Annotated in this window: 20 protein-coding genes; 6 read left to right on the forward strand and 14 right to left on the reverse strand. The window is 57.5% G+C overall.

Translation table 11 applies throughout. The annotated features are described in order from the left end of the window. Position 1 precedes the first annotated feature (1 nt). From ACOTW6_RS12685 to ACOTW6_RS12700, 4 genes are all read left to right on the forward strand, one after another. A complete protein-coding gene (locus ACOTW6_RS12685; protein ID WP_032649082.1) occupies positions 2-1,546 on the forward strand; it encodes a PTS transporter subunit EIIC in 1,545 nt (514 codons plus the stop codon). A 12-nt stretch (positions 1,547-1,558) separates the two neighbouring features. Then, entirely contained in the window at positions 1,559-2,926 is a 1,368-nt protein-coding gene (locus ACOTW6_RS12690) for a 6-phospho-alpha-glucosidase (protein ID WP_213789166.1), read from the forward strand. Positions 2,927-3,023: 97 nt separating this feature from the next. Next, positions 3,024-3,869 (forward strand): 3-mercaptopyruvate sulfurtransferase, encoded by an 846-nt coding sequence (gene sseA / locus ACOTW6_RS12695; protein ID WP_032649086.1) that lies wholly within the window; start codon positions 3,024-3,026, stop codon positions 3,867-3,869. After that, positions 3,869-4,639: a MurR/RpiR family transcriptional regulator gene (locus ACOTW6_RS12700; RefSeq protein ID WP_023295150.1), complete on the forward strand. Its 771-nt coding sequence runs from the start codon at positions 3,869-3,871 to the stop codon at positions 4,637-4,639. Before sseA ends, ACOTW6_RS12700 begins: the two co-directional genes overlap by 1 nt. Before the next feature lie 17 nt (positions 4,640-4,656). Here the strand turns inward: ACOTW6_RS12700 and sseB are convergent, their stop codons facing one another. The 11 genes from sseB to trmJ form a co-directional block, all read right to left on the reverse strand. Then, positions 4,657-5,433, reverse strand: coding sequence for an enhanced serine sensitivity protein SseB (sseB, locus tag ACOTW6_RS12705; RefSeq protein WP_023325069.1), 777 nt, complete (start codon positions 5,431-5,433; stop codon positions 4,657-4,659). A gap of 111 nt (positions 5,434-5,544) precedes the next feature. After that, positions 5,545-6,831 carry an aminopeptidase PepB gene (gene pepB, locus ACOTW6_RS12710; protein ID WP_062933305.1) on the reverse strand — a complete coding sequence of 429 codons (1,287 nt, stop codon included), beginning with the start codon at positions 6,829-6,831 and terminating at the stop codon, positions 5,545-5,547. A gap of 53 nt (positions 6,832-6,884) precedes the next feature. After that, positions 6,885-7,085 (reverse strand): Fe-S cluster assembly protein IscX, encoded by a 201-nt coding sequence (gene iscX, locus ACOTW6_RS12715; RefSeq protein ID WP_003860650.1) that lies wholly within the window; start codon positions 7,083-7,085, stop codon positions 6,885-6,887. 1 nt (position 7,086) lies between these two features. Next, the gene (gene fdx / locus ACOTW6_RS12720; protein ID WP_003860652.1) at positions 7,087-7,422 is read right to left on the reverse strand and encodes an ISC system 2Fe-2S type ferredoxin; all 336 of its coding nucleotides are present in this window, start codon (positions 7,420-7,422) and stop codon (positions 7,087-7,089) included. A gap of 1 nt (position 7,423) precedes the next feature. Further along, the gene (gene hscA / locus ACOTW6_RS12725) at positions 7,424-9,274 is read right to left on the reverse strand and encodes a Fe-S protein assembly chaperone HscA (protein WP_121478712.1); all 1,851 of its coding nucleotides are present in this window, start codon (positions 9,272-9,274) and stop codon (positions 7,424-7,426) included. 14 nt (positions 9,275-9,288) lie between these two features. Beyond that, complete coding sequence (gene hscB / locus ACOTW6_RS12730; protein WP_003860657.1) at positions 9,289-9,804, reverse strand: co-chaperone HscB; 516 nt, start codon at positions 9,802-9,804, stop codon at positions 9,289-9,291. 76 nt (positions 9,805-9,880) lie between these two features. Further along, positions 9,881-10,204 carry an iron-sulfur cluster assembly protein IscA gene (gene iscA, locus ACOTW6_RS12735; protein ID WP_003860659.1) on the reverse strand — a complete coding sequence of 108 codons (324 nt, stop codon included), beginning with the start codon at positions 10,202-10,204 and terminating at the stop codon, positions 9,881-9,883. 13 nt (positions 10,205-10,217) lie between these two features. Next, positions 10,218-10,604, reverse strand: a complete 387-nt coding sequence (iscU, locus tag ACOTW6_RS12740) for a Fe-S cluster assembly scaffold IscU (RefSeq protein ID WP_003860661.1) — start codon at positions 10,602-10,604, stop codon at positions 10,218-10,220. 24 nt (positions 10,605-10,628) lie between these two features. Next, positions 10,629-11,843, reverse strand: coding sequence for a cysteine desulfurase (gene iscS, locus ACOTW6_RS12745; protein WP_003860663.1), 1,215 nt, complete (start codon positions 11,841-11,843; stop codon positions 10,629-10,631). A gap of 117 nt (positions 11,844-11,960) precedes the next feature. Next, positions 11,961-12,452 (reverse strand): Fe-S cluster assembly transcriptional regulator IscR, encoded by a 492-nt coding sequence (gene iscR, locus ACOTW6_RS12750; protein ID WP_022649018.1) that lies wholly within the window; start codon positions 12,450-12,452, stop codon positions 11,961-11,963. A 216-nt stretch (positions 12,453-12,668) separates the two neighbouring features. Next, the gene (gene trmJ / locus ACOTW6_RS12755) at positions 12,669-13,394 is read right to left on the reverse strand and encodes a tRNA (cytosine(32)/uridine(32)-2'-O)-methyltransferase TrmJ (RefSeq protein WP_003860666.1); all 726 of its coding nucleotides are present in this window, start codon (positions 13,392-13,394) and stop codon (positions 12,669-12,671) included. Between the two features lie 132 nt (positions 13,395-13,526). Between trmJ and suhB the strand changes: the two genes are divergently transcribed. Next, a complete protein-coding gene (suhB, locus tag ACOTW6_RS12760; RefSeq protein ID WP_003860668.1) occupies positions 13,527-14,330 on the forward strand; it encodes an inositol-1-monophosphatase in 804 nt (267 codons plus the stop codon). Between the two features lie 61 nt (positions 14,331-14,391). Here suhB and ACOTW6_RS12765 read toward each other — a convergent pair whose 3' ends face one another. Together ACOTW6_RS12765 and ACOTW6_RS12770 are read right to left on the reverse strand one after the other, a co-directional pair. Continuing rightward, positions 14,392-15,372: a nickel/cobalt transporter gene (locus ACOTW6_RS12765; protein ID WP_121478711.1), complete on the reverse strand. Its 981-nt coding sequence runs from the start codon at positions 15,370-15,372 to the stop codon at positions 14,392-14,394. After that, on the reverse strand, positions 15,363-16,001 hold the full coding sequence (locus ACOTW6_RS12770) for a DUF1007 family protein (protein WP_047736719.1): 639 nt from the start codon (positions 15,999-16,001) through the stop codon (positions 15,363-15,365). The genes ACOTW6_RS12765 and ACOTW6_RS12770 overlap by 10 nt, the downstream gene beginning before the upstream one ends. A 125-nt stretch (positions 16,002-16,126) precedes the next feature. Here ACOTW6_RS12770 and csiE point away from each other — a divergent pair, with 125 nt between their 5' ends. Then, complete coding sequence (gene csiE / locus ACOTW6_RS12775) at positions 16,127-17,404, forward strand: stationary phase inducible protein CsiE (protein ID WP_121478710.1); 1,278 nt, start codon at positions 16,127-16,129, stop codon at positions 17,402-17,404. Here the strand turns inward: csiE and ACOTW6_RS12780 are convergent, their stop codons facing one another. After that, positions 17,405-18,544 carry a 3-phenylpropionate MFS transporter gene (locus ACOTW6_RS12780; RefSeq protein ID WP_003860673.1) on the reverse strand — a complete coding sequence of 380 codons (1,140 nt, stop codon included), beginning with the start codon at positions 18,542-18,544 and terminating at the stop codon, positions 17,405-17,407. Positions 18,545-18,712: the final 168 nt, after the last annotated feature.

The following is an 18,712-nucleotide window of genomic DNA, read 5'->3' on the forward strand; positions in this document are numbered from 1 at the left end:
CATGAAACGAGCCGTGAACGCCCTACAAAATTTCGGAAAATCACTTTACGGACCTGTACTTATCTTACCCATCGTCGGTCTGTTTATCGCCTTTGGGAATGTGCTGGGTAACGGCAATCTGGCCGAGTACCTGCCGTTTCTCGGCCATCCGCTGATCCAGAGTGTCGGCCAGCTGATCGCCAAATCTGCCGTATCGGTGCTGGTCAACCTGGCGCTGGTATTTGCCGTTGGGATCCCCATTGGTCTGGCAACCCGAGATAAAGGCTACGCGGCGCTGATTGGGCTGGTGACCTTTATCGTATTCATTAACGCGATGAACGTGACGTTACAGCTTCAGGGGGAACTGGCCCCGGCGGAACAGATGAAAGCCGCCGGACAAAGCATGGTGCTGGGCGTTCAGGTGCTGGAGATGGGCGTTTTCGCCGGGATCCTGACCGGGGCGCTCTCCGGTTATCTGTACAACAAATATTCCGGTGTCCAGTTTAACGGCGCGATGGCGATTTACTCCGGCCACTGCTTTGTCGCGATTGTGATGCTGCCTGTCTCTATGCTGCTCGGCGTGGTCATGAGCGAACTCTGGCCGTACGCACAGCATGGAATAAGCGCCCTGGCGCTGGCGATCAAAGGGTCCGGTCCGTTTGGCGTGGCGATCTACGGTTTCCTTGAACGCATTCTGGTGCCGACGGGCCTGCATCATCTGGTCTATACGCCGTTCCTGTATACCGAACTGGGCGGTACGCAGGAGGTGTGCGGTACGGTTTATCAGGGCGCGCGCAATATCTACTTCGCCGAGATGGCCTGCCCGGACGTGAAGCAGCTCAGCAGCACCGTGGTGTGGGATGCGCGCGGCATCAGCAAGATGTTCGGCCTTCCTGCCGCCGCGCTGGCGATGTACATGACCGCGAAGCCAGAGCGTAAAGCGATTGCGAAAGCGATTCTGATCCCGGCGGCGCTGACCTCGCTGCTGGTCGGCGTAACCGAGCCGATTGAGTTCTCCTTCCTGTTTGTCGCCCCGCTTTTGTTCGTGGTGCATGCGGTGCTGACCGGTATCGGCATGATGCTATTCTCGCTGTTTGGCGTTCACGCCATCGGCGCCAACGGGATTATCGATTTTATCCTCTACAACCTGCCGCTCGGCACGGAGAAGTCCAACTGGCCCATGTACATCGTGGTCGGGCTGATCATGTTCGCCCTTTATTTCGTGGTGTTCCGCTTCCTGATCCTGCGCTTCAACATGAAAACGCCGGGCCGTGAGGATGAGGACCAGGAGACGCGCCTTTACAGCAAGCAGGAGTACCAGGCGAAGGGCAATAACGACGGGCTGGGCGAATCCATCGTGGTGGGTCTGGGCGGTCGGGAAAACATAGAGGTGGTAGATAACTGCTACACCCGCTTACGCGTCACGGTGAAGGACGTCGCCATCATCGACGAACCGCGCCTGAAAGCGACCGGCGCGAAAGGGATTATCAAACAAGGTAACAACGTTCAGGTGGTCTACGGGCTGCATGTCAAAAAAATGCGAGAAGCCGTTGAGACGTTTCTCTGAAAGGAGCTAAAGATGTTTACACCCCCATTTATTCTGTCGATTGCCGGCGGCGGTAGCACCTACACGCCAGGTATTGTGAAAAGCCTGATGGTACGTCTGCACGATTTCCCTCTGGCAGAGATCCGCCTGTATGACATTGACGAGGCGCGCCAGAACACCATTGCGCCCGTGGTGGAGAAGGTTATTCGCGACCACAGCCAGAGCATCAAATTCACCGTCACCAGCGACCCGGAAGTGGCCTTCAGCGGCGCGCATTTTGTTTTTGCTCAGATGCGCGTCGGGCAGTACAAAATGCGCGAGCAGGATGAAAAGATCCCGCTGCGCCACGGGGTGGTCGGCCAGGAAACCTGCGGACCCGGCGGGCTGGCATATGGCCTGCGTACTATCCTGCCGATGGTCGAGCTGATCGATCGGGTTGAACGCTACGCGCACGAAAAGGCGTGGATCGTGAACTACTCCAACCCGGCGGCGATCGTCGCCGAGGGCGTGCGTCGCCTGCGCCCCAACGCACGCGTGCTGAACATCTGCGATATGCCGGTTGCCGCCATGCGCAATATGGGCGCCATTCTGGGCGTGGATCGTCATAAACTGGAAGTGGACTATTTCGGCCTCAACCACTTCGGCTGGTTTACCCGCGTGCGGGTGGACGGCGAGGACAAGCTGCCGGAGCTGCGTAAACATATCGCGAAGTTTGGCCTGCTGACGGAAGATGCCGCGAAAACCGACCCGCAGCACTCGGATCCGTCGTGGGTGAAAACCTGGCGCAACATCAAGCCGATTATGGATAACTTCCCGGAGTACCTGCCGAACCCGTATCTACAGTACTACCTGATGCCGAACCAGATTGTGGAGCATCAGAACCCGGACTATACCCGCGCCAACGAAGTGATGAACGGGCGTGAGAAAAAGCTGTTTGCCGCCGCCGAAGAGTACCAGCGCAGTGGGATCTTACCGGACGCCTTCCACGTAGGTGTTCACGGCGAATTTATCGTCGATGTCGCCTGTTCGCTGGCGTTCAACCTGCGCCAACGCCATCTGGTGATGGTGGAAAACCGCGGAGCGATTACCAACCTGCCGTACGATGCGGTGGTGGAAGTGCCTGCCTATATTACCTCCGAAGGGCCGGAGCCTGTCCGCGTGGGTCAGGTGCCGCTGTTCCACCAGACGCTTTTACAGCAGCAGCTGGCCTCTGAACAGCTGCTGGTTGAGGCAACCATCGAAGGCAGCTACGAGAAAGCGTTGCAGGCGTTTACCCTGAGCCGCACCGTGCCGACCATGGAGCACGCGAAAGCGATTCTGGATGAGATGATCGAAGCCAACCGCGACTACTGGCCTGCGCTGCAAAAGGCCTGGCAGGACGGTGAAGCGGTGAAGCGGTGAAAAAATAGGGGCTTGCTCGCGAGTTGAACGTGGTTAGCTTGTCGGTGTCAGAAAAAACACCGACAATCCTTTTTTACGGAAAAGAATGGAGGCAACCATGTCCACCTCATATTTTGTCGCTGCCGACTGGCTGATTGAGCACGGCGACGACCCGGAAGTTCAGATTATCGACGCGCGCATGGCCCCTCCGGGCCAGGAGCATCGTGACGTTCCCGCTGAATACCGTGCAGGGCACCTGCCTGGCGCGGTATTTTTTGATATCGAAGCCCTCTCCGATCACACCTCTCCCCTACCGCACATGCTGCCGCGCCCGGAAGCGTTTTCCGTGGCGATGCGCGAGCTGGGCATCAGCAAAGATAAACATCTTGTTGTTTACGATGAAGGTAATCTGTTTTCCGCGCCGCGGGCGTGGTGGATGCTGAAAAACTTTGGCGTGGAAAAGGTATCGATTCTGGCGGGCGGACTTGCAGGCTGGAAGCGCGACGAACTACCGCTTCAGCAGGGTGACGTTACGCTGCCGGAAGGGGAATTTGATGCCACGTTTGACGCTAACGTGGTCAAGCGCCTGACCGACGTGCTGGTCGTTAGCCACGAAAAGACGGCGCAAATCGTCGATGCGCGTCCCGCTCCACGTTTCAACGCAGAAGCGGATGAACCGCGTCCGGGACTGAAACGCGGACATATCCCGGGGGCGCTGAACGTGCCGTGGGGCGATCTGGTGTTTGAAGGCGAGCTGAAAACCACCGATGAATTACGTGCCATTTTTGAACGTCAGGGCGTGGATTTGCATCGTCCGGTTATTGCCAGCTGCGGCTCCGGCGTGACGGCCTGCGTGGTGATCCTGGCGCTGGCAACCCTTGGCGCAAATGACGTGACCCTGTATGACGGCGCCTGGAGTGAATGGGGTGCACGAGACGATCTGCCGGTTGAACCGGCGAAATAATGGATAACCGCCTGGCAACGCTGTTAACGCGCGGGTCGTCGCTGACCCGCGCGGAGTATCGCGTCCTCGCCCACCTCACTGAGCATCCGCTGCTGGTGGGCAACATCACGGTGCGCGAGCTGGCGCAGGCGACATTTGTCTCTACCGCGACGATTATGCGGCTGTGCCAGAAGCTCGGGTTTAGCGGCTTTAGCGAGTTTATCTGGCACTGCAAGCAGTTGCTTTCTGACACGCCGCATATCACCGTACAGCCTGAGCAACATGCGGAAATGCCCGCGCTTTTTGCCCGGTTCATTGCTAACTATCAGCAGACCTTCCAGTGGGTCACCCAGGACAAACGCCAGCAGTTTGCCAGCCTGCTGCGCCAGAAAGAGAGCTTCTTTCTCTACGGCGCCGGGTTTTCATATCTTTTTGCCGAGTACCTGACCAAGAAGTTGCAGGTGCTGGGAAAAACGGCGTTCATCTCCGGACCGGGGGACAGCCGGAATATTTTTCTCAGCAACGCCGCGCGCTATCAGGTGTTTATTGCCGTTTCGCGCAGCGGCGAAACGGAGCAGGTACTGGATAAAGCGCGGATCGCCAAAAACGTCGGCATGACCATCGTCGCGTTTACCCGCGCATCGGCCAATACGCTGGCGGGTATGGCGGACGTGCATTTTGCCCTCTATGACGAAGCGGTACATTTCGCCGCCGAAGCCGCAGGGGTGACGTCGTTTGAGTCGAATCTGGTGCTGCTGATGGATTTACTGCTGCTGGAAGCAACGGGGTGAAGATCACCCCGCCGTAATCAGATAATGCGGTTGGTCTTGAGATCGCGCAGGAAGCCGCCCCAGCGACGCTCGTAGAACGGGGTGATGTGCTCGGTAATAAAGTGGCTGATCCCCTTCTCACCTTTCTTCACCTGACAGATATCAATCGGCTCATCGCCCGGCAGGGTGTCGGTTGCTACGCTTCCCGCCGCCTGGATGATCTCGTCGATATCGCCGTCGGCCTCAATCCCTATCAGCAGAACAGGTTTTTCGTCAGCGCTCTCTTTGATGGAGCAGAGGAACGCGCGTTTTACCGGCTTGATGGTTTTAAACAGCGTGGTCAGGGAGTCAATCATCTGCGCGGGCGGCTCGGCCACTTCAGACAGCAGCAGCGTTTCGCCCCCTTCGAGCACCTCCTGAGTGCTGAGTGGGTTGCCCTCGTCACCAATCAGATGGCTGATTTCGCGCGGAGTAAACTCTTTCCCGGTCGGCAGTTTGGCGTTGAGGAACAGCGTCTGCCCCAGGGTCATTTCGAACAACGTGCGCACCGGCATCACCACGAACGCCTGTTCGTCTTCTACCGCTTCCTGCAAGGCCTCGAGCGAGGTAAAGAACGGGATCACCGACGTGCCGTCGTCTTTCTCCCAGTGCAGCAGATCCAGCGCGCTGTCTTCGACAACCTGCTCCCCTTCCGCCGCGGTGCCCGGCACCCAGACGGTGGATTCCAGCAGCGTGCGGAAAAAGGCCGGACGGTGGGCGGGCTCGGTCGCCGCCTGCTCCAGCAGGGTTTCTAATTCGTTTTTGGTTTCGGACATAACAATTCCAGATGATGCATTTCCCCCTCACCCCAGCCCTCTCCCTCAAGGGAGAGGGAGCAAACCATCCCCTCTCCCTGTGGGAGAGGGTTAGGGTGAGGGCAAAAAAGATTACTCAGCCGTCAGCAGGTTCGCCACGGTACGCACACCCAGACCGGTCGCACCCGCAGACCACTGCTCAACCGCTGCTTTACGGTAGGTTGCGGAGCAGTCAATGTGCAGCCAGCCTTCATGGTAGTTCTCAACGAAGTGAGACAGGAAGCCTGCTGCGGTGCTTGCCCCCGCCGGGTACGCCGCGCTCGCGGTGTTGTTCAGCTCGGCAAAGTTAGACGGCAGCTGGCTGCGGTGGAACTCGGCCAGCGGCAGACGCCAGAACGGTTCGTTTTCCGCCGCCGCGCTGGCCAGCAGGCGAGCGGCCAGCTTGTCGTCGAAGCTGAACAGGGCGTGATAGTCGTTACCCAGGGCCGTTTTCGCCGCGCCGGTCAGGGTCGCCATGTCGATAATCAGCTCCGGCTTCTGGGCAGAGGCGTCGATCAGGCCATCGGCCAGCACCAGGCGGCCTTCGGCGTCGGTGTTCATCACCTCAACGTTTTTACCGTTGCGGTAGCGAATGATGTCGCCCAGCTTGAAGGCGTTGCCGCTCACCATGTTGTCCGCGCAGCACAGGTAGAGCTTCACGCGCTTGTTCAGACCACGTGTGATGGCGAACGCCAGCGCGCCGGTAACGGTGGCCGCGCCGCCCATGTCGGACTTCATAGAGTCCATGAACGCGCTCTGCTTCAGGCTGTAGCCGCCGGTGTCGAAGGTGATGCCTTTCCCGACCAGACAGGCAAAGACCGGCGCTTCTTTATCGCCGGTTGGGTTGTAGTCCAGCGCCAGCAGGACCGGAGGACGCTCAGAACCACGGCCCACGGTGTGGATACCCATGTAATTCTGCTCGCGCAGGTCTTCGCCTTTGGTGATGCGGTAAGACATCTTGTCGCCCGCCACGCCGCACAGCAGGTCAACCGCGCGCTGCGCCAGCTGCTCAGGGCCTAACTCTTCCGCCGGGGCGTTGATGGTGTCGCGCACCCAGTCGATAATTTTCAGGCGGCTTTCCAGCTCTTTCTGACCGGCTTCGTCGAGGTTCGCCCACTCGATTTTGCGGGTGCCTTTCGGCCCTTTGTAGCCTGCCCAGAATGCCCAGCTGCGGTCGGTGTCCCAGCCTTCGCCTTCCAGAGACACATGCTTAATGCCAAGGCCGTCAATTTTACGCGCGGCGCGCTGGATCAGGCCCAAATCATCATTGCCCGTCAGGTGCAGGGTAATACCGTCGTTGTTGATGCTGTAGGTGGCTTTTTCGCCCCAGCGTGCGTCAGCAGGCTGATTCGAGAGCGTAATCTTCATCGCTTCGGTCATTTTATTTATCCTTATTAGCAAACGGGCCGCCTGAAGGCAGCCCGTTAAGTGATTTACTCTGCTTCATCTAACCAGACTAACAGAATCGCCTCCAGAATTTTTTCATTGGATGCGTTTGGATCGTCGTCAAAATCTTCCAGATCGCAAATCCACTGATGCATGTCGGTGAATCGTACGGTCTTCGGATCGAGATCCGGGTTCGCGTCGTAGAGCGCTTCGCCGATTTCACGGCTGTCTGTCCACTTCAGTCCCATATCAATGCTCGCGTGCGTGGTTGATGGTGTAGCGTGGGAACTCCACGACCAGATCTTCATCGGTCACCGCAGCCTGGCAGCTTAAGCGGCTGTCTGGCTCCAGACCCCATGCTTTATCCAGCATGTCGTCTTCGTCTTCGGTGCTCTCGGCGAGAGAATCAAAACCTTCACGTACGATGCAGTGGCACGTTGTGCAGGCACAGGATTTTTCACAGGCGTGTTCCACTTCGATACCTGCACGCAGGGCTACATCGAGAATGGTTTCACCGGTCTTCGCTTCCAGAACTGCGCCATCCGGACAGAGGTCCGCATGAGGCAAAATAACAATCTTTGGCATATTAAACCTCGTCCACGGACTGGCCTTTCAGCGCGACGCGGACAGATTTGTCCATGCGGCGAGCAGCGAAGTCCTGGGTTTGTTTATCAACGTTTTTAATGGCTTCTTCTATTGCGTCAGCGTCATTGCCTTCGGCCACGGCGCTTAAGCGTGCGGCAGCCTCGTCAATGACCTGGCGCTCAGCGGCGCTTAACAGCGCGGCATCGGCAGCGAGCGCCCCGTTCAGGCTTTCCAGCACGCGGGCGGCTTCCACTTTTTGTTCGGCCAGCATACGCGCCTTCACATCCTGCTCGGCGTAGCTCATTGAGTCCTGAATCATGGAGGCGATTTCGCCATCGGTCAGGCCGTAGGACGGCTTCACCTGGATGGACGATTCCACGCCGGTCGATTTTTCCATCGCCGTGACGCTCAGCAGGCCGTCCGCATCCACCTGAAAGGTGACGCGAATATGCGCCCCACCCGCCGGCAGCGCCGGAATGCCGCGCAGCGCAAAGCGCGCCAGAGAGCGGCAGTCCTGCACCAGCTCGCGCTCGCCCTGCATCACGTGGATGGACATCGCGGTCTGGCCGTCTTTGAAGGTAGTAAACTCCTGCGCGCGCGCCACCGGAATGGTGGTATTACGCGGAATGACTTTCTCCACCAGGCCGCCCATGGTTTCTAAACCCAGCGACAGCGGAATGACGTCCAGCAGCAGCATTTCGCTGTCCGGCTTGTTGCCGACCAGGATATCGGCCTGGATAGCGGCGCCCACGGCAACCACTTTGTCCGGGTCGATGGAGGTCAGCGGCGTGCGTCCAAAGAATTCGCCCACGCGCTCGCGCACCAGCGGCACGCGGGTTGAGCCGCCAACCATGACCACTTCCAGCACCTCGCTGGCCTCCACGCCCGCATCTTTCAATGCGCGACGGCAGGCCAGCAGGGTACGCTTAACCAGAGGCGCAATCAGTTCGCTGAACTGGTCGCGGGTGATCTCACCCTGCCAGCCTGCGACGTTCACGCTGACGGACTGTGCATCGCTCAGGGCGATTTTGGCGTCGATGGCCGCATCCAGCAGTTCACGCTGCACGCGCGCATCGCTGCGATCGCTGATGCCCGCCTGCTCGCGGATGTAGTCCGCCAGCAGATGGTCGAAGTCATCGCCGCCGAGCGCGGAATCCCCGCCGGTCGCCAGCACTTCAAACACTCCGCGGCTCAGGCGCAGAATCGAGATATCAAAGGTTCCGCCGCCGAGGTCGTAAACCGCAATCACCCCTTCCTGACCGGAATCGAGGCCGTAGGCAATGGCCGCCGCCGTCGGTTCGTTCAGCAGACGCAACACGTGCAGGCCCGCCAGACGCGCGGCGTCCTTGGTGCCCTGACGCTGTGCATCGTCAAAGTAGGCCGGAACGGTGATCACCACGCCGTCGAGATCGCCGCCGAGCGTCGCCGTGGCGCGTGCCGCCAGCGCTTTGAGGATGTCAGCAGAAACGCGAATCGGGTTCAGCAGACCGGCAGACGTTGCGATCATCGGCAGGCCGTTTTCGCTGGCCTGAAGCTGATACGGCAGATGCGGGTAACGGGTCTGGATATCAGCCAGCGAGCGGCCCATCATGCGCTTAACCGAGCTGATGGTATTGGCCGGATCGCGCGCGGCGTTAGCGCGGGCATCAAACCCGACCGCGTGACCCTGCTGCTGGTAGTGGACCACGGAAGGCAGCAGATGGCGCCCCTGCTCGTCAGCCAGCGTTTCCGCCTGGCCGCTACGCACGGTCGCCACGAGAGAATTGGTGGTGCCCAGATCAATACCGACCGCCAGACGACGCTGGTGCGGTGCGGCGCTTAAGCCTGGCTCACTAATTTGTAATAAGGCCATAATTGCTTCCGAAATTAAAAATCGAGCAGCTTTTCTTCGAGTTGTTCAGCACTGCTTCGCAGTTTATCGAGAAAACGGAGTTTGCGCACAGTGTCTGCCGCCACGTCCCAGGTCTCGTTGTTCAGTTGCTCCACCATCTGCTGATGGCGGGTATCGAACATGCCCTTTACGCGCGTGATAAAGCTTTCCAGACGCGCTTCGTCTTTAGCCTGTTCAATTTCATCCAGCTCTTCGCGAAGCTCCAGCTGTTCCATCAGAAAGGCGGTGTCGCGCACGGTATGCTGTTCGCTCGCCAGATCGAAACCGTGGAGCGAGAGCAGATATTCTGCACGCGCCAGCGGATGACGCAGCGTTTGCCAGGCCTGGTTGATGGTTGCGGAGTGTGATACCGCGGCCAGCTGCTCTGCCTGCGTTCCGCTGGCGAATTTATCCGGATGGTACTGACGCTGTAGATCCTGAAAACGGACCGTCAGCGCCTGGAGATCGATCGGGTATTGAGCGGGTAGTCCGAAGAGAGTGAAGTAATCCATAACAATCTCAGGGGTAGCCTGTTAGAACAAACCCCACGCGTAGCAAAGCCACGGTGGGGTTTCGGATGACGCGCGGTTAAACGTGGAAGCTTTCGCCGCAACCACACTCGTCTTTGACGTTCGGGTTCGTGAATTTGAACCCTTCGTTCAGGCCTTCTTTAACGAAGTCCAGCTGAGTGCCGTTGAGAAATTGCAGGCTTTTGCCATCGACCACCACCTTCACGCCTTTGTCTTCAAACACGGTGTCATCAGACGCCGGTTCGTCAACAAACTCCAGTACGTAAGCCATACCAGAACAGCCGGAGGTACGTACGCCCAGTCGCAGGCCAAAGCCTTTACCACGGTTCGCCAGAAAAGAGCTTACTCGCGCGGCAGCGCTGTCGCTAAGGGTAATCGACATACTCAAACCTCAATTATTTTGCTTCACGTTTGCTTTTGTAATCCGCAATGGCGGCTTTGATCGCGTCTTCTGCCAGAATTGAGCAGTGAATTTTCACCGGCGGCAGTTCGAGTTCTTCAGCAATATCCGTGTTCTTGATTGCCTGTGCTTCGTCCAGAGACTTGCCCTTCACCCATTCGGTGACCAGGGAGCTGGAGGCGATAGCAGAACCGCAGCCGTAGGTCTTGAAGCGCGCGTCTTCAATGATACCTTCATTGTTGACTTTAATCTGCAACTTCATCACGTCGCCACACGCTGGCGCGCCAACCATGCCGCTACCGACAGATTCATCGCTGTTGTCAAAAGAGCCAACGTTGCGCGGGTTCTCGTAATGATCGATAACTTTTTCGCTGTATGCCATGATTGAATTCTCCTTATGTACCGATTAGTGATGTGACCATTCAATGCTGTTCAGATCCACGCCCTGCTTGAACATTTCCCACAGTGGAGAAAGGTCGCGCAGACGGCCGATGGAGTTACGAACCAGCTTGATGGTGTAGTCAATCTCTTCTTCGGTAGTAAAACGACCTAAAGAGAAACGGATAGAGCTGTGTGCCAGCTCGTCAGTCATGCCCAGCGCACGCAGCACGTAGGATGGCTCCAGGCTTGCAGACGTACAGGCAGAACCGGAAGAAACGGCCAGGTCTTTCAGCGCCATGATCAGCGACTCGCCTTCAACATAGTTGAAGCTGACGTTAAGGATGTTTGGCGCGCCCTGCTCGAGATCGCCGTTCAGATACACTTCTTCCATATCCTTCACGCCGTCCCACAGACGGTTACGCAGCGTACGCAGGCGTGCCATCTCGGTTTCCATCTCTTCTTTCGCGATGCGATACGCTTCGCCCATGCCCACGATCTGGTGAACAGGCAGCGTACCGGAACGCATGCCGCGCTCGTGACCGCCGCCGTGCATCTGTGCTTCGATGCGGATACGTGGCTTACGACGAACGTACAGCGCGCCAATACCTTTCGGTCCATAAATTTTGTGACCGGAGAAGGACATCAGGTCCACTTTCAGCTGGCTCAGGTCGATAGGCAGTTTGCCCACGCTCTGGGTCGCATCCACGTGGTAGATGATGCCGCGCGCACGGCACATTTCGCCGATGGTTGCGATGTCCTGAACAACGCCGATTTCGTTGTTAACGTGCATGATGGAAACCAGAATGGTGTCATCGCGCATCGCCGCTTCGAGCTCTTTCAGGTCGATGATCCCGTTGCTCTGCGGCGCCAGGTAAGTCACTTCGAACCCTTCACGCTCCAGCTGACGGCAGGTGTCCAGCACGGCTTTGTGTTCGGTTTTGCTGGTGATGATGTGCTTGCCTTTTTTCTGATAAAAGTTGGCTGCACCTTTGATCGCCAGGTTGTCGGATTCGGTCGCACCGGAGGTGAAAACAATTTCACGCGGGTCGGCGCCAACCAGGTCAGCAATCTGATTACGGGCGATATCTACCGCCTCTTCAGCATGCCAGCCAAAACGGTGTGAACGGGAAGCTGGGTTACCAAAGTTTCCGTCCAGGGTCAGACACTGCATCATTTTCTCGGCAACACGCGGGTCCACCGGCGTGGTTGCGGAGTAATCGAGATAAATCGGTAATTTCATTGCTCTATAAACTCCGTACATCGCTTCAATGCAAGGAATCAGGCAACCGGCTGGATGTACGACCGAGTACGCGGGGTGTGACCACCCCGGCCTGATTCTGAATACTTATCTTTTTAATTACGCGCGCAGTTTAACGTCGATGGCGTCCTGCGAACGGGTGCTGCGCTGTGAATCCTGACTATGCTGACGACCAGAGACATCCAGAACTTCCTGGTTATTAACCAGTTCACCCAGGGTGATGTTATTCAGGAAGCCGGTCAGACGGTCGCTCAGATCGCGCCACAGCGCGTGGGTCAGGCACTTATCGCCGCCCTGACAGCCGCCTTTACCCTGGCAACGGGTCGCGTCAACGGATTCGTCAACCGCGCTAATCACTTCGCCAACCGCAATACTGCCCGCGTCTTTACCCAGCAGATAACCGCCGCCCGGGCCACGAACGCTGGACACCAGTCCATTTTTACGCAGTCTGGAGAACAGCTGTTCCAGGTAAGAGAGGGAGATCCCTTGTCGTTCAGAAATATCAGCCAACGGAACCGGGCCCGCTTCGGAGTTGAGCGCAACGTCCAGCATCGCGGTCACGGCATAACGCCCTTTAGATGTCAGTCTCATGTCTTACTTAACCTCAAACTCGCCCCTGCCCGGGGTTTTTTATTGTAAAATGGGGGTATTGCATAGCAGGGCCAAGTCTGACATTCCTGACTAAATTGGTCAACTATTTACTTGACTGTTTTAGTCAGGTATTTAACCTTCTGTGCCTTCATAATATAGGTGCGGCCTGATGCCCTCACCCCAGCCCTCTCCCACGGGGAGAGGGGGAAATCAACACTACGCTTTATTCTTCTGCTCAATCGACGCCAGAATCCCGCGCAGGATGTTCAGCTCCTGGCTTTCCGGACGCGCGCGGGTGAACATACGGCGCAGCTTGTTCATCACCTGGCCCGGGTGGCCTTCACGGATAAAGCCGGTTGAGAGCAGCGTCTGTTCCAGGTGACCGTAGAAGCGCTCGAGGTCGTCCACCAGCGGGTAGGCCGTCTCTTCTTTAGGTTCGACCGGTTTCTCCTGCGTCGCCAGCCATGCCATGCGCACTTCGTAGGCAATCACCTGCACCGCCATCGCCAGATTCAGCGAGCTGTATTCCGGGTTGGCGGCAATCGCCACGTGATAGTGGCACTTCTGTAATTCCTCGTTGGTCAGGCCAACGCGTTCACGGCCAAACACCAGTGCAACCGGCGCCTGTTCCGCTTCTGAGATGCTTTTCAGGCCGCATTCGCGCGGGTCCAGCATCGGCCAGGGCAGCGTACGGGAGCGCGCGCTGGTTCCCACCACCAGGCTGCAACCGGCCAGGGCTTCATCCAGGGTGTCCACGATCTGCGCATTCCCGATCACGTCGCTGGCGCCAGCCGCCAGAGCAATAGCCTGAGAGTCTGGTTTCACCAGCGGATTCACCAGCCACAGGTTCGTTAAGCCCATGGTTTTCATAGCGCGGGCCACAGAGCCCATGTTGCCGGTGTGCGATGTTTCGACCAGCACGATTCGAATGTTTTGCAGCATAATTTTTAGATGTCTGGATTCAGTGTCTGAAGAATATTCGGGCATATTATCATAAACGAGAGACATAATCCGATCCCGCTGCTATACTCTGCGCCGATTTTCCTGTTCTTTAACATCCAGTGAGAGAGACCGATGCATCCGATGCTGACCATCGCCGTGCGCGCAGCGCGCAAGGCGGGTAATGTAATTGCCAAACACTACGAAACCCCAGACTCCGTAGAAACCAGCCAGAAAGGCAGCAATGATTTCGTGACGAACGTCGATAAAGCCGCAGAAGCGATTATTATCGAAACGATCCGCAAATCTTACCCGCAGCACACCATCATCACCGAAGAAAGCGGTGAACATGAAGGTACCGATCAGGATGTTCAATGGGTTATCGATCCACTGGATGGCACCACCAACTTCGTCAAACGCCTGCCACACTTCTCTGTGTCTATCGCAGTACGCATCAAAGGCCGTACTGAAGTCGCCGTTGTTTACGATCCAATGCGTAACGAACTGTTCACCGCGACCCGCGGTCAGGGCGCGCAGCTGAACGGCTACCGTCTGCGTTGCAGCAATGCACGCGATCTGGACGGCACGATTCTGGCGACCGGCTTCCCGTTCAAGGCGAAGCAGCACGCAACCACTTATATGAATATCCTGGGCAAACTGTTCACCGAATGCGCGGACTTCCGTCGCACCGGCTCTGCTGCACTGGATCTGGCCTACGTGGCGACCGGCCGCGTTGACGGTTACTTCGAGCTGTCTCTGAAGCCGTGGGACTTTGCAGCGGGCGAGCTGATCGCTCGTGAAGCTGGCGCGATTGTTTGCGACTTCACCGGCGGCCATAACTATATGTCTACCGGCAACATCGTTGCTGGTAACCCGCGCGTTGTTAAAGCCATGCTGGCAAACATGCGTGATGAACTGAGCGATGCGCTGAAGCGTTAATTCAGTCTGTTAAGCCCGGTGGCGCTACGTTTACCGGGCTTACAACACGCCTCAGATACGGCTAGAAAGGCCGCAACCCCCTTCCCACCGGCACCGCGCTCATCCACATCGTAACCGCAGCCACCAGCAGAATCACCCCACCCGCCAGCGCCAGCGTTGTCCAGCCAACCTGTCGCCACAATACCGGCGTTTTATTGCCGCTGAGTTTGACCGCCAGCTGACGGAAGCTGTGTACCAGCAACGCTAAAGACGAAATGGTGAGAGACGTTCCTGCCGCCATCGCCAGCGCCGAGAGCATGCCCCAGCCAAATACGCCTGTCACTTTGCTGAACAACAGCACCATGATTGCGCCCGAGCACGGACGCATCCCCATTGAGAGAACAATCATCAGGCGCGCACGCCAGTCGTCACCGTTCTGTAATTGCTCCTGCGTCGGCAGGTGTTGATGCCCGCACCCGCAGTTTTCATGGTGAACGTGATGCGGCGTAAAGGCTTTGAATTTTGGTTTTTGCAGCAACGCGCGCAATTTTTTCACCGCCCGCCAGCAGAGGATCAGCCCCAGCACGCCTACCAGCGCGTAACTCCCCTTCTCCAGCCAGAAGCTGCTCATATGCAGCTGGCGGGCCGGCAGCTGTAGCAGCGAAAGGACGACCACGACCAGCGCAATCGCCACACCGCCCTGAAGTAAAGAGGATGCCAGCGTCAGGCCGATACTCGATTTCAGCTTCGATGGATGCGTGGCAAGCCAGGTCGTGATAACGATTTTGCCGTGCCCCGGTCCCAGGGCATGCAGCACGCCATAGATAAAGCTGAACGCCAAAAGAGCGCCGCCCGCTTTGGTCGGATTTTCCGCCACGGCCTTCAGCAGACCGCTCATCTGCTGATTAACTTCCCGCTGCCAGAGGATGCTTTTCACCATCACCTGCGGCCACGCCTGCCACAGCCAGAGCGCGCCGCCAACCGCTAACAACAAAAAAAGCGCCAGAGGCCAGAGGTGCAGCCAGCGACGCGGCTTACTGACGGGAGAGGAGATCACTGACATTGTAACGTCACCTCCTGCGCAAACTGTTTACCCAATTCCATGTCTTCAGGGGGCGCATCCTCTTTATCAAGAGAAACGGCAAAGTTCAGCATCTCTTCGCTGGGTTTCGGGGTGTGCACGGCAATTTTGCAGCTTTTTTGCAGCGCGTCCGGCAACCGTACGTCGCTGTCATTGTCATAGCGCATGTCGACATAGTAGGTTGGGTCAAACGTGGAAAACGTGTACTTCTGCCCAGCCAGCGGTTGAGGGTGCGCCAGCGGAAGGATAAAGGTCAGCACCGCCTGATGACCGTCGCGGGTCATGCCGTACTCCGTGGGACGGTTAAGAAATTTAACCTTTTGTCCGTTGTGCCAGAACTCGGTGAAGTAGTGCTGACCCAGCACGTTGGCCATCACTTCCGCCGCCAGCTTTTTCCAGATCTCATCGCCGGGCTTTGCGTTTCCGGCATCGTACAGCAGGTCGGCGGAGGTGATTTCATCCATCGTCCAGCGCATCTTCAGGCCACTGAGCTGCGTGCCGTCCGTCACCAGTTCGGTTTTCAGGCTGATAAAACTGTGAGGATGTGCGCCGGCGGCGAAAGTGAAAACCGCCAAAAATAACGCTACCGCGCTTTGTTTAACTATTTGCATCTGTTCCTCACGTCAAAAATTCTGTGATGTTCGCCAGCAATCCTGAGTGAAAGGCCTGCCGGTGCGCTTTTCAGCGCCCATCCTTTAGCTATTCTTATCAAACATTCACACTGGATACCCGACAGATGATGACGACGCTTGAAATTCCATCTGTGCTTTCCAGTTCGCAGCGCCGCTGCCAGGTGCTTTTGATGCTTTACCTGCCCGATGCTGCCGTCACCGCACAGAGCATAATCGCTGCCAACGGCGTGGACGACGTCATGGCACGGCAAGATATAGCCGAGACGCGCGATGAAATCCAGCGCTATCATCGGCTTGATATCGTCACGCACCATGATGGCTGCTACCGAATTGAGGGGTCCGCCCTGAATCAACGTTTGTGCCTGCTGCACTGGCTGCGCAGGGCGCTTCGGCTGTGTCCACATTTTGTTGCCCAACAGTTTACCCCTGCCTTAAAAACCGCGCTTAAACAGCACGGCATTGCCCGCCCGCTTTACGACGATGCGAACCTTCGGGCACTTATCAACTTTTGTGCACGCAAGCTTCAGCGCCAGTTTGAGTCCCGCGACGTACAGTTTTTACAGCTTTATCTGCAATATTGTCTGATTCAGCATCATCTGGGCAATACGCCGGAGTTTTCGCCCGTTCAGCGCAGCTGGACGCAGTCCCGAGGGGAATACTTTACGGCGCAGGAAATTGTCCGCCACTGGAAACGGCGCGTCCCGCAGGGAACGCACAGCGATGAACAGCTGTTCCTGGCGCTGCTGTTTATGATGCTTCGCACACCCGACCCGGTGATGGATAAACACCAGCAGGATCAGCGCCTGCGTCGCGCCATCGTGCGTATGATTGCCCGCTTCCGGGCGCAAACCGGGATGAACTTCAGCGATGAGCAAGGGTTGACCGATCAGCTTTATATCCATCTGGCTCAGGCGCTGGACCGCTCCTTATTTGACATCGGCATCGACAACAGTCTGCCGGAAGAGATCCACCGTTTATACCCTCGACTGCTGCGCACCACTAAAGAGGCGCTGTTTGAGCTGGAAGCCGAATTTGGTCTGCGATTCTCCGCTGAAGAGATGGCTCTGGTGGCGGTGATTTTTGGTGCCTGGCTGATGCAGGAGACCGACCTGCATGAAAAACAGGTGGTCCTGTTAACGGGGGAAGATAAAGCCTGCGAAGCGTTAATTGAGCAGCAGCTTCGCGAGCTGACGCTGCTGCCGCTCAATATTCGTTATCTTAGCCTGGAGGCGTTTAAGAAGGAGGGCGCCCCCCGCGAGGCAGCGCTGGTCATTACGCCTTATCCAACCGCCCTGCCGCTGTTCTCGCCGCCGCTCATTCATGCCGTTGAGGCCCTGAACACGCAGCAGCAGGAACATATTCGCGTTATGCTCGAATCATAGTTACGTGCGAGCAGCGACTTTAGGGCGGATGACGATGGCCGGTAAAGCGACCAGCGCCATCACCCAGAACACACCGTGCCCCAGGTGCTGATAGAGGAAACCGGCAAATACGGTCATCACCGCAATACTGCCGCCCATCGCCACCGCTGAATAGACCGCCTGAAGACGAATAACGTCCCCACCCTCTCGCGCCGCGATGTAGCGCATCGCCGCCAGATGGCACACGGTGAAGGTTCCGCAGTGCAGAATTTGCGCCACAATCAGCCACGGCAGCTCCGTCGTCCAGCCCATGATGCCCCAGCGCGCCACGCCGCACACGGCGGAAAGCAGCAGCAGGTCACGCGCCCCGAAACGACGGAACAGTTTTTGGCTCAGCGCGAAGATAATGACCTCCGCCACCACGCCGAGCGACCACAGGTAGCCTACCGCAGAAGCCGAGTAACCTGCCCCCTGCCAGTAGATGGCGCTGAAGCCGTAATAGGCCGCATGCGCCCCCTGAAGCAGACAGACGCAGGCCAGGAAACGCCAGCTTTGCGCCACCAGCGAGCGCCAGGCGGGCCAGCCGGCGCTCTCCTGATGGCGGCTTTCGCCCTGCGGCATCACTGACGGACGCAGCAACATACCGAGCAGCATCGAGGCGATGCCGAGCGTTAGCAGCGCCAGAATGGCACGATAGTCATAGAGGCTAACCAGTTTCCCGACCAGCGCAGAGCCGATCACGAAGGCAATCGATCCCCACAGGCGCACGCGGCCATAGTCCATGGTGATCTGCTTTTGCCAGGTGTTCGCCAGCGCATCCGTCAGCGGCACCAGCGGGGAGAAGAACAGGTTAAAGCCAACCATTACCACCATCAGCCAGGCAAACTGGTGGCTGACCCAGAAGCAGGCCGCAAAGACCAGCGTCAGCAGGGCCAGAATTCGCACCGCTTTAATCAGTAAGGAGGGATCGCTGACGCGGGGCGCAATCAGCAGGCTACCCAGGAAACGTGCCACCAGCCCCGCGCCCAGCAGGATGCCAATGGTCTCAGGCGTCAGACCAATTCCCTTGAGCCAGACGCTCCAGAAAGGCAGAAAAATACCGTAGCTAAAGAAGTAGGTAAAGTAGCTGAGCGCCAGCCAGCGTGTGGAATGCAAGACCATGAATCCCTCCCGAAATGGAGGCGATAGTCTGGCGTTAATCCCTGACTTTAGCAAGTCGTTAGCGCGCTATAAATTAACGATAAATTAACATCATCACCAGCCGGACAGCGTATGGCGAGAGCGGTAAAACTGTATTACGTTTATAAGACATCGCCTGAAGAGGTCGTT

The organism is Enterobacter cloacae complex sp. IR5403, assembly GCF_049238705.1.
Taxonomy (GTDB): Bacteria; Pseudomonadota; Gammaproteobacteria; order Enterobacterales; family Enterobacteriaceae; genus Enterobacter; species Enterobacter hormaechei_C.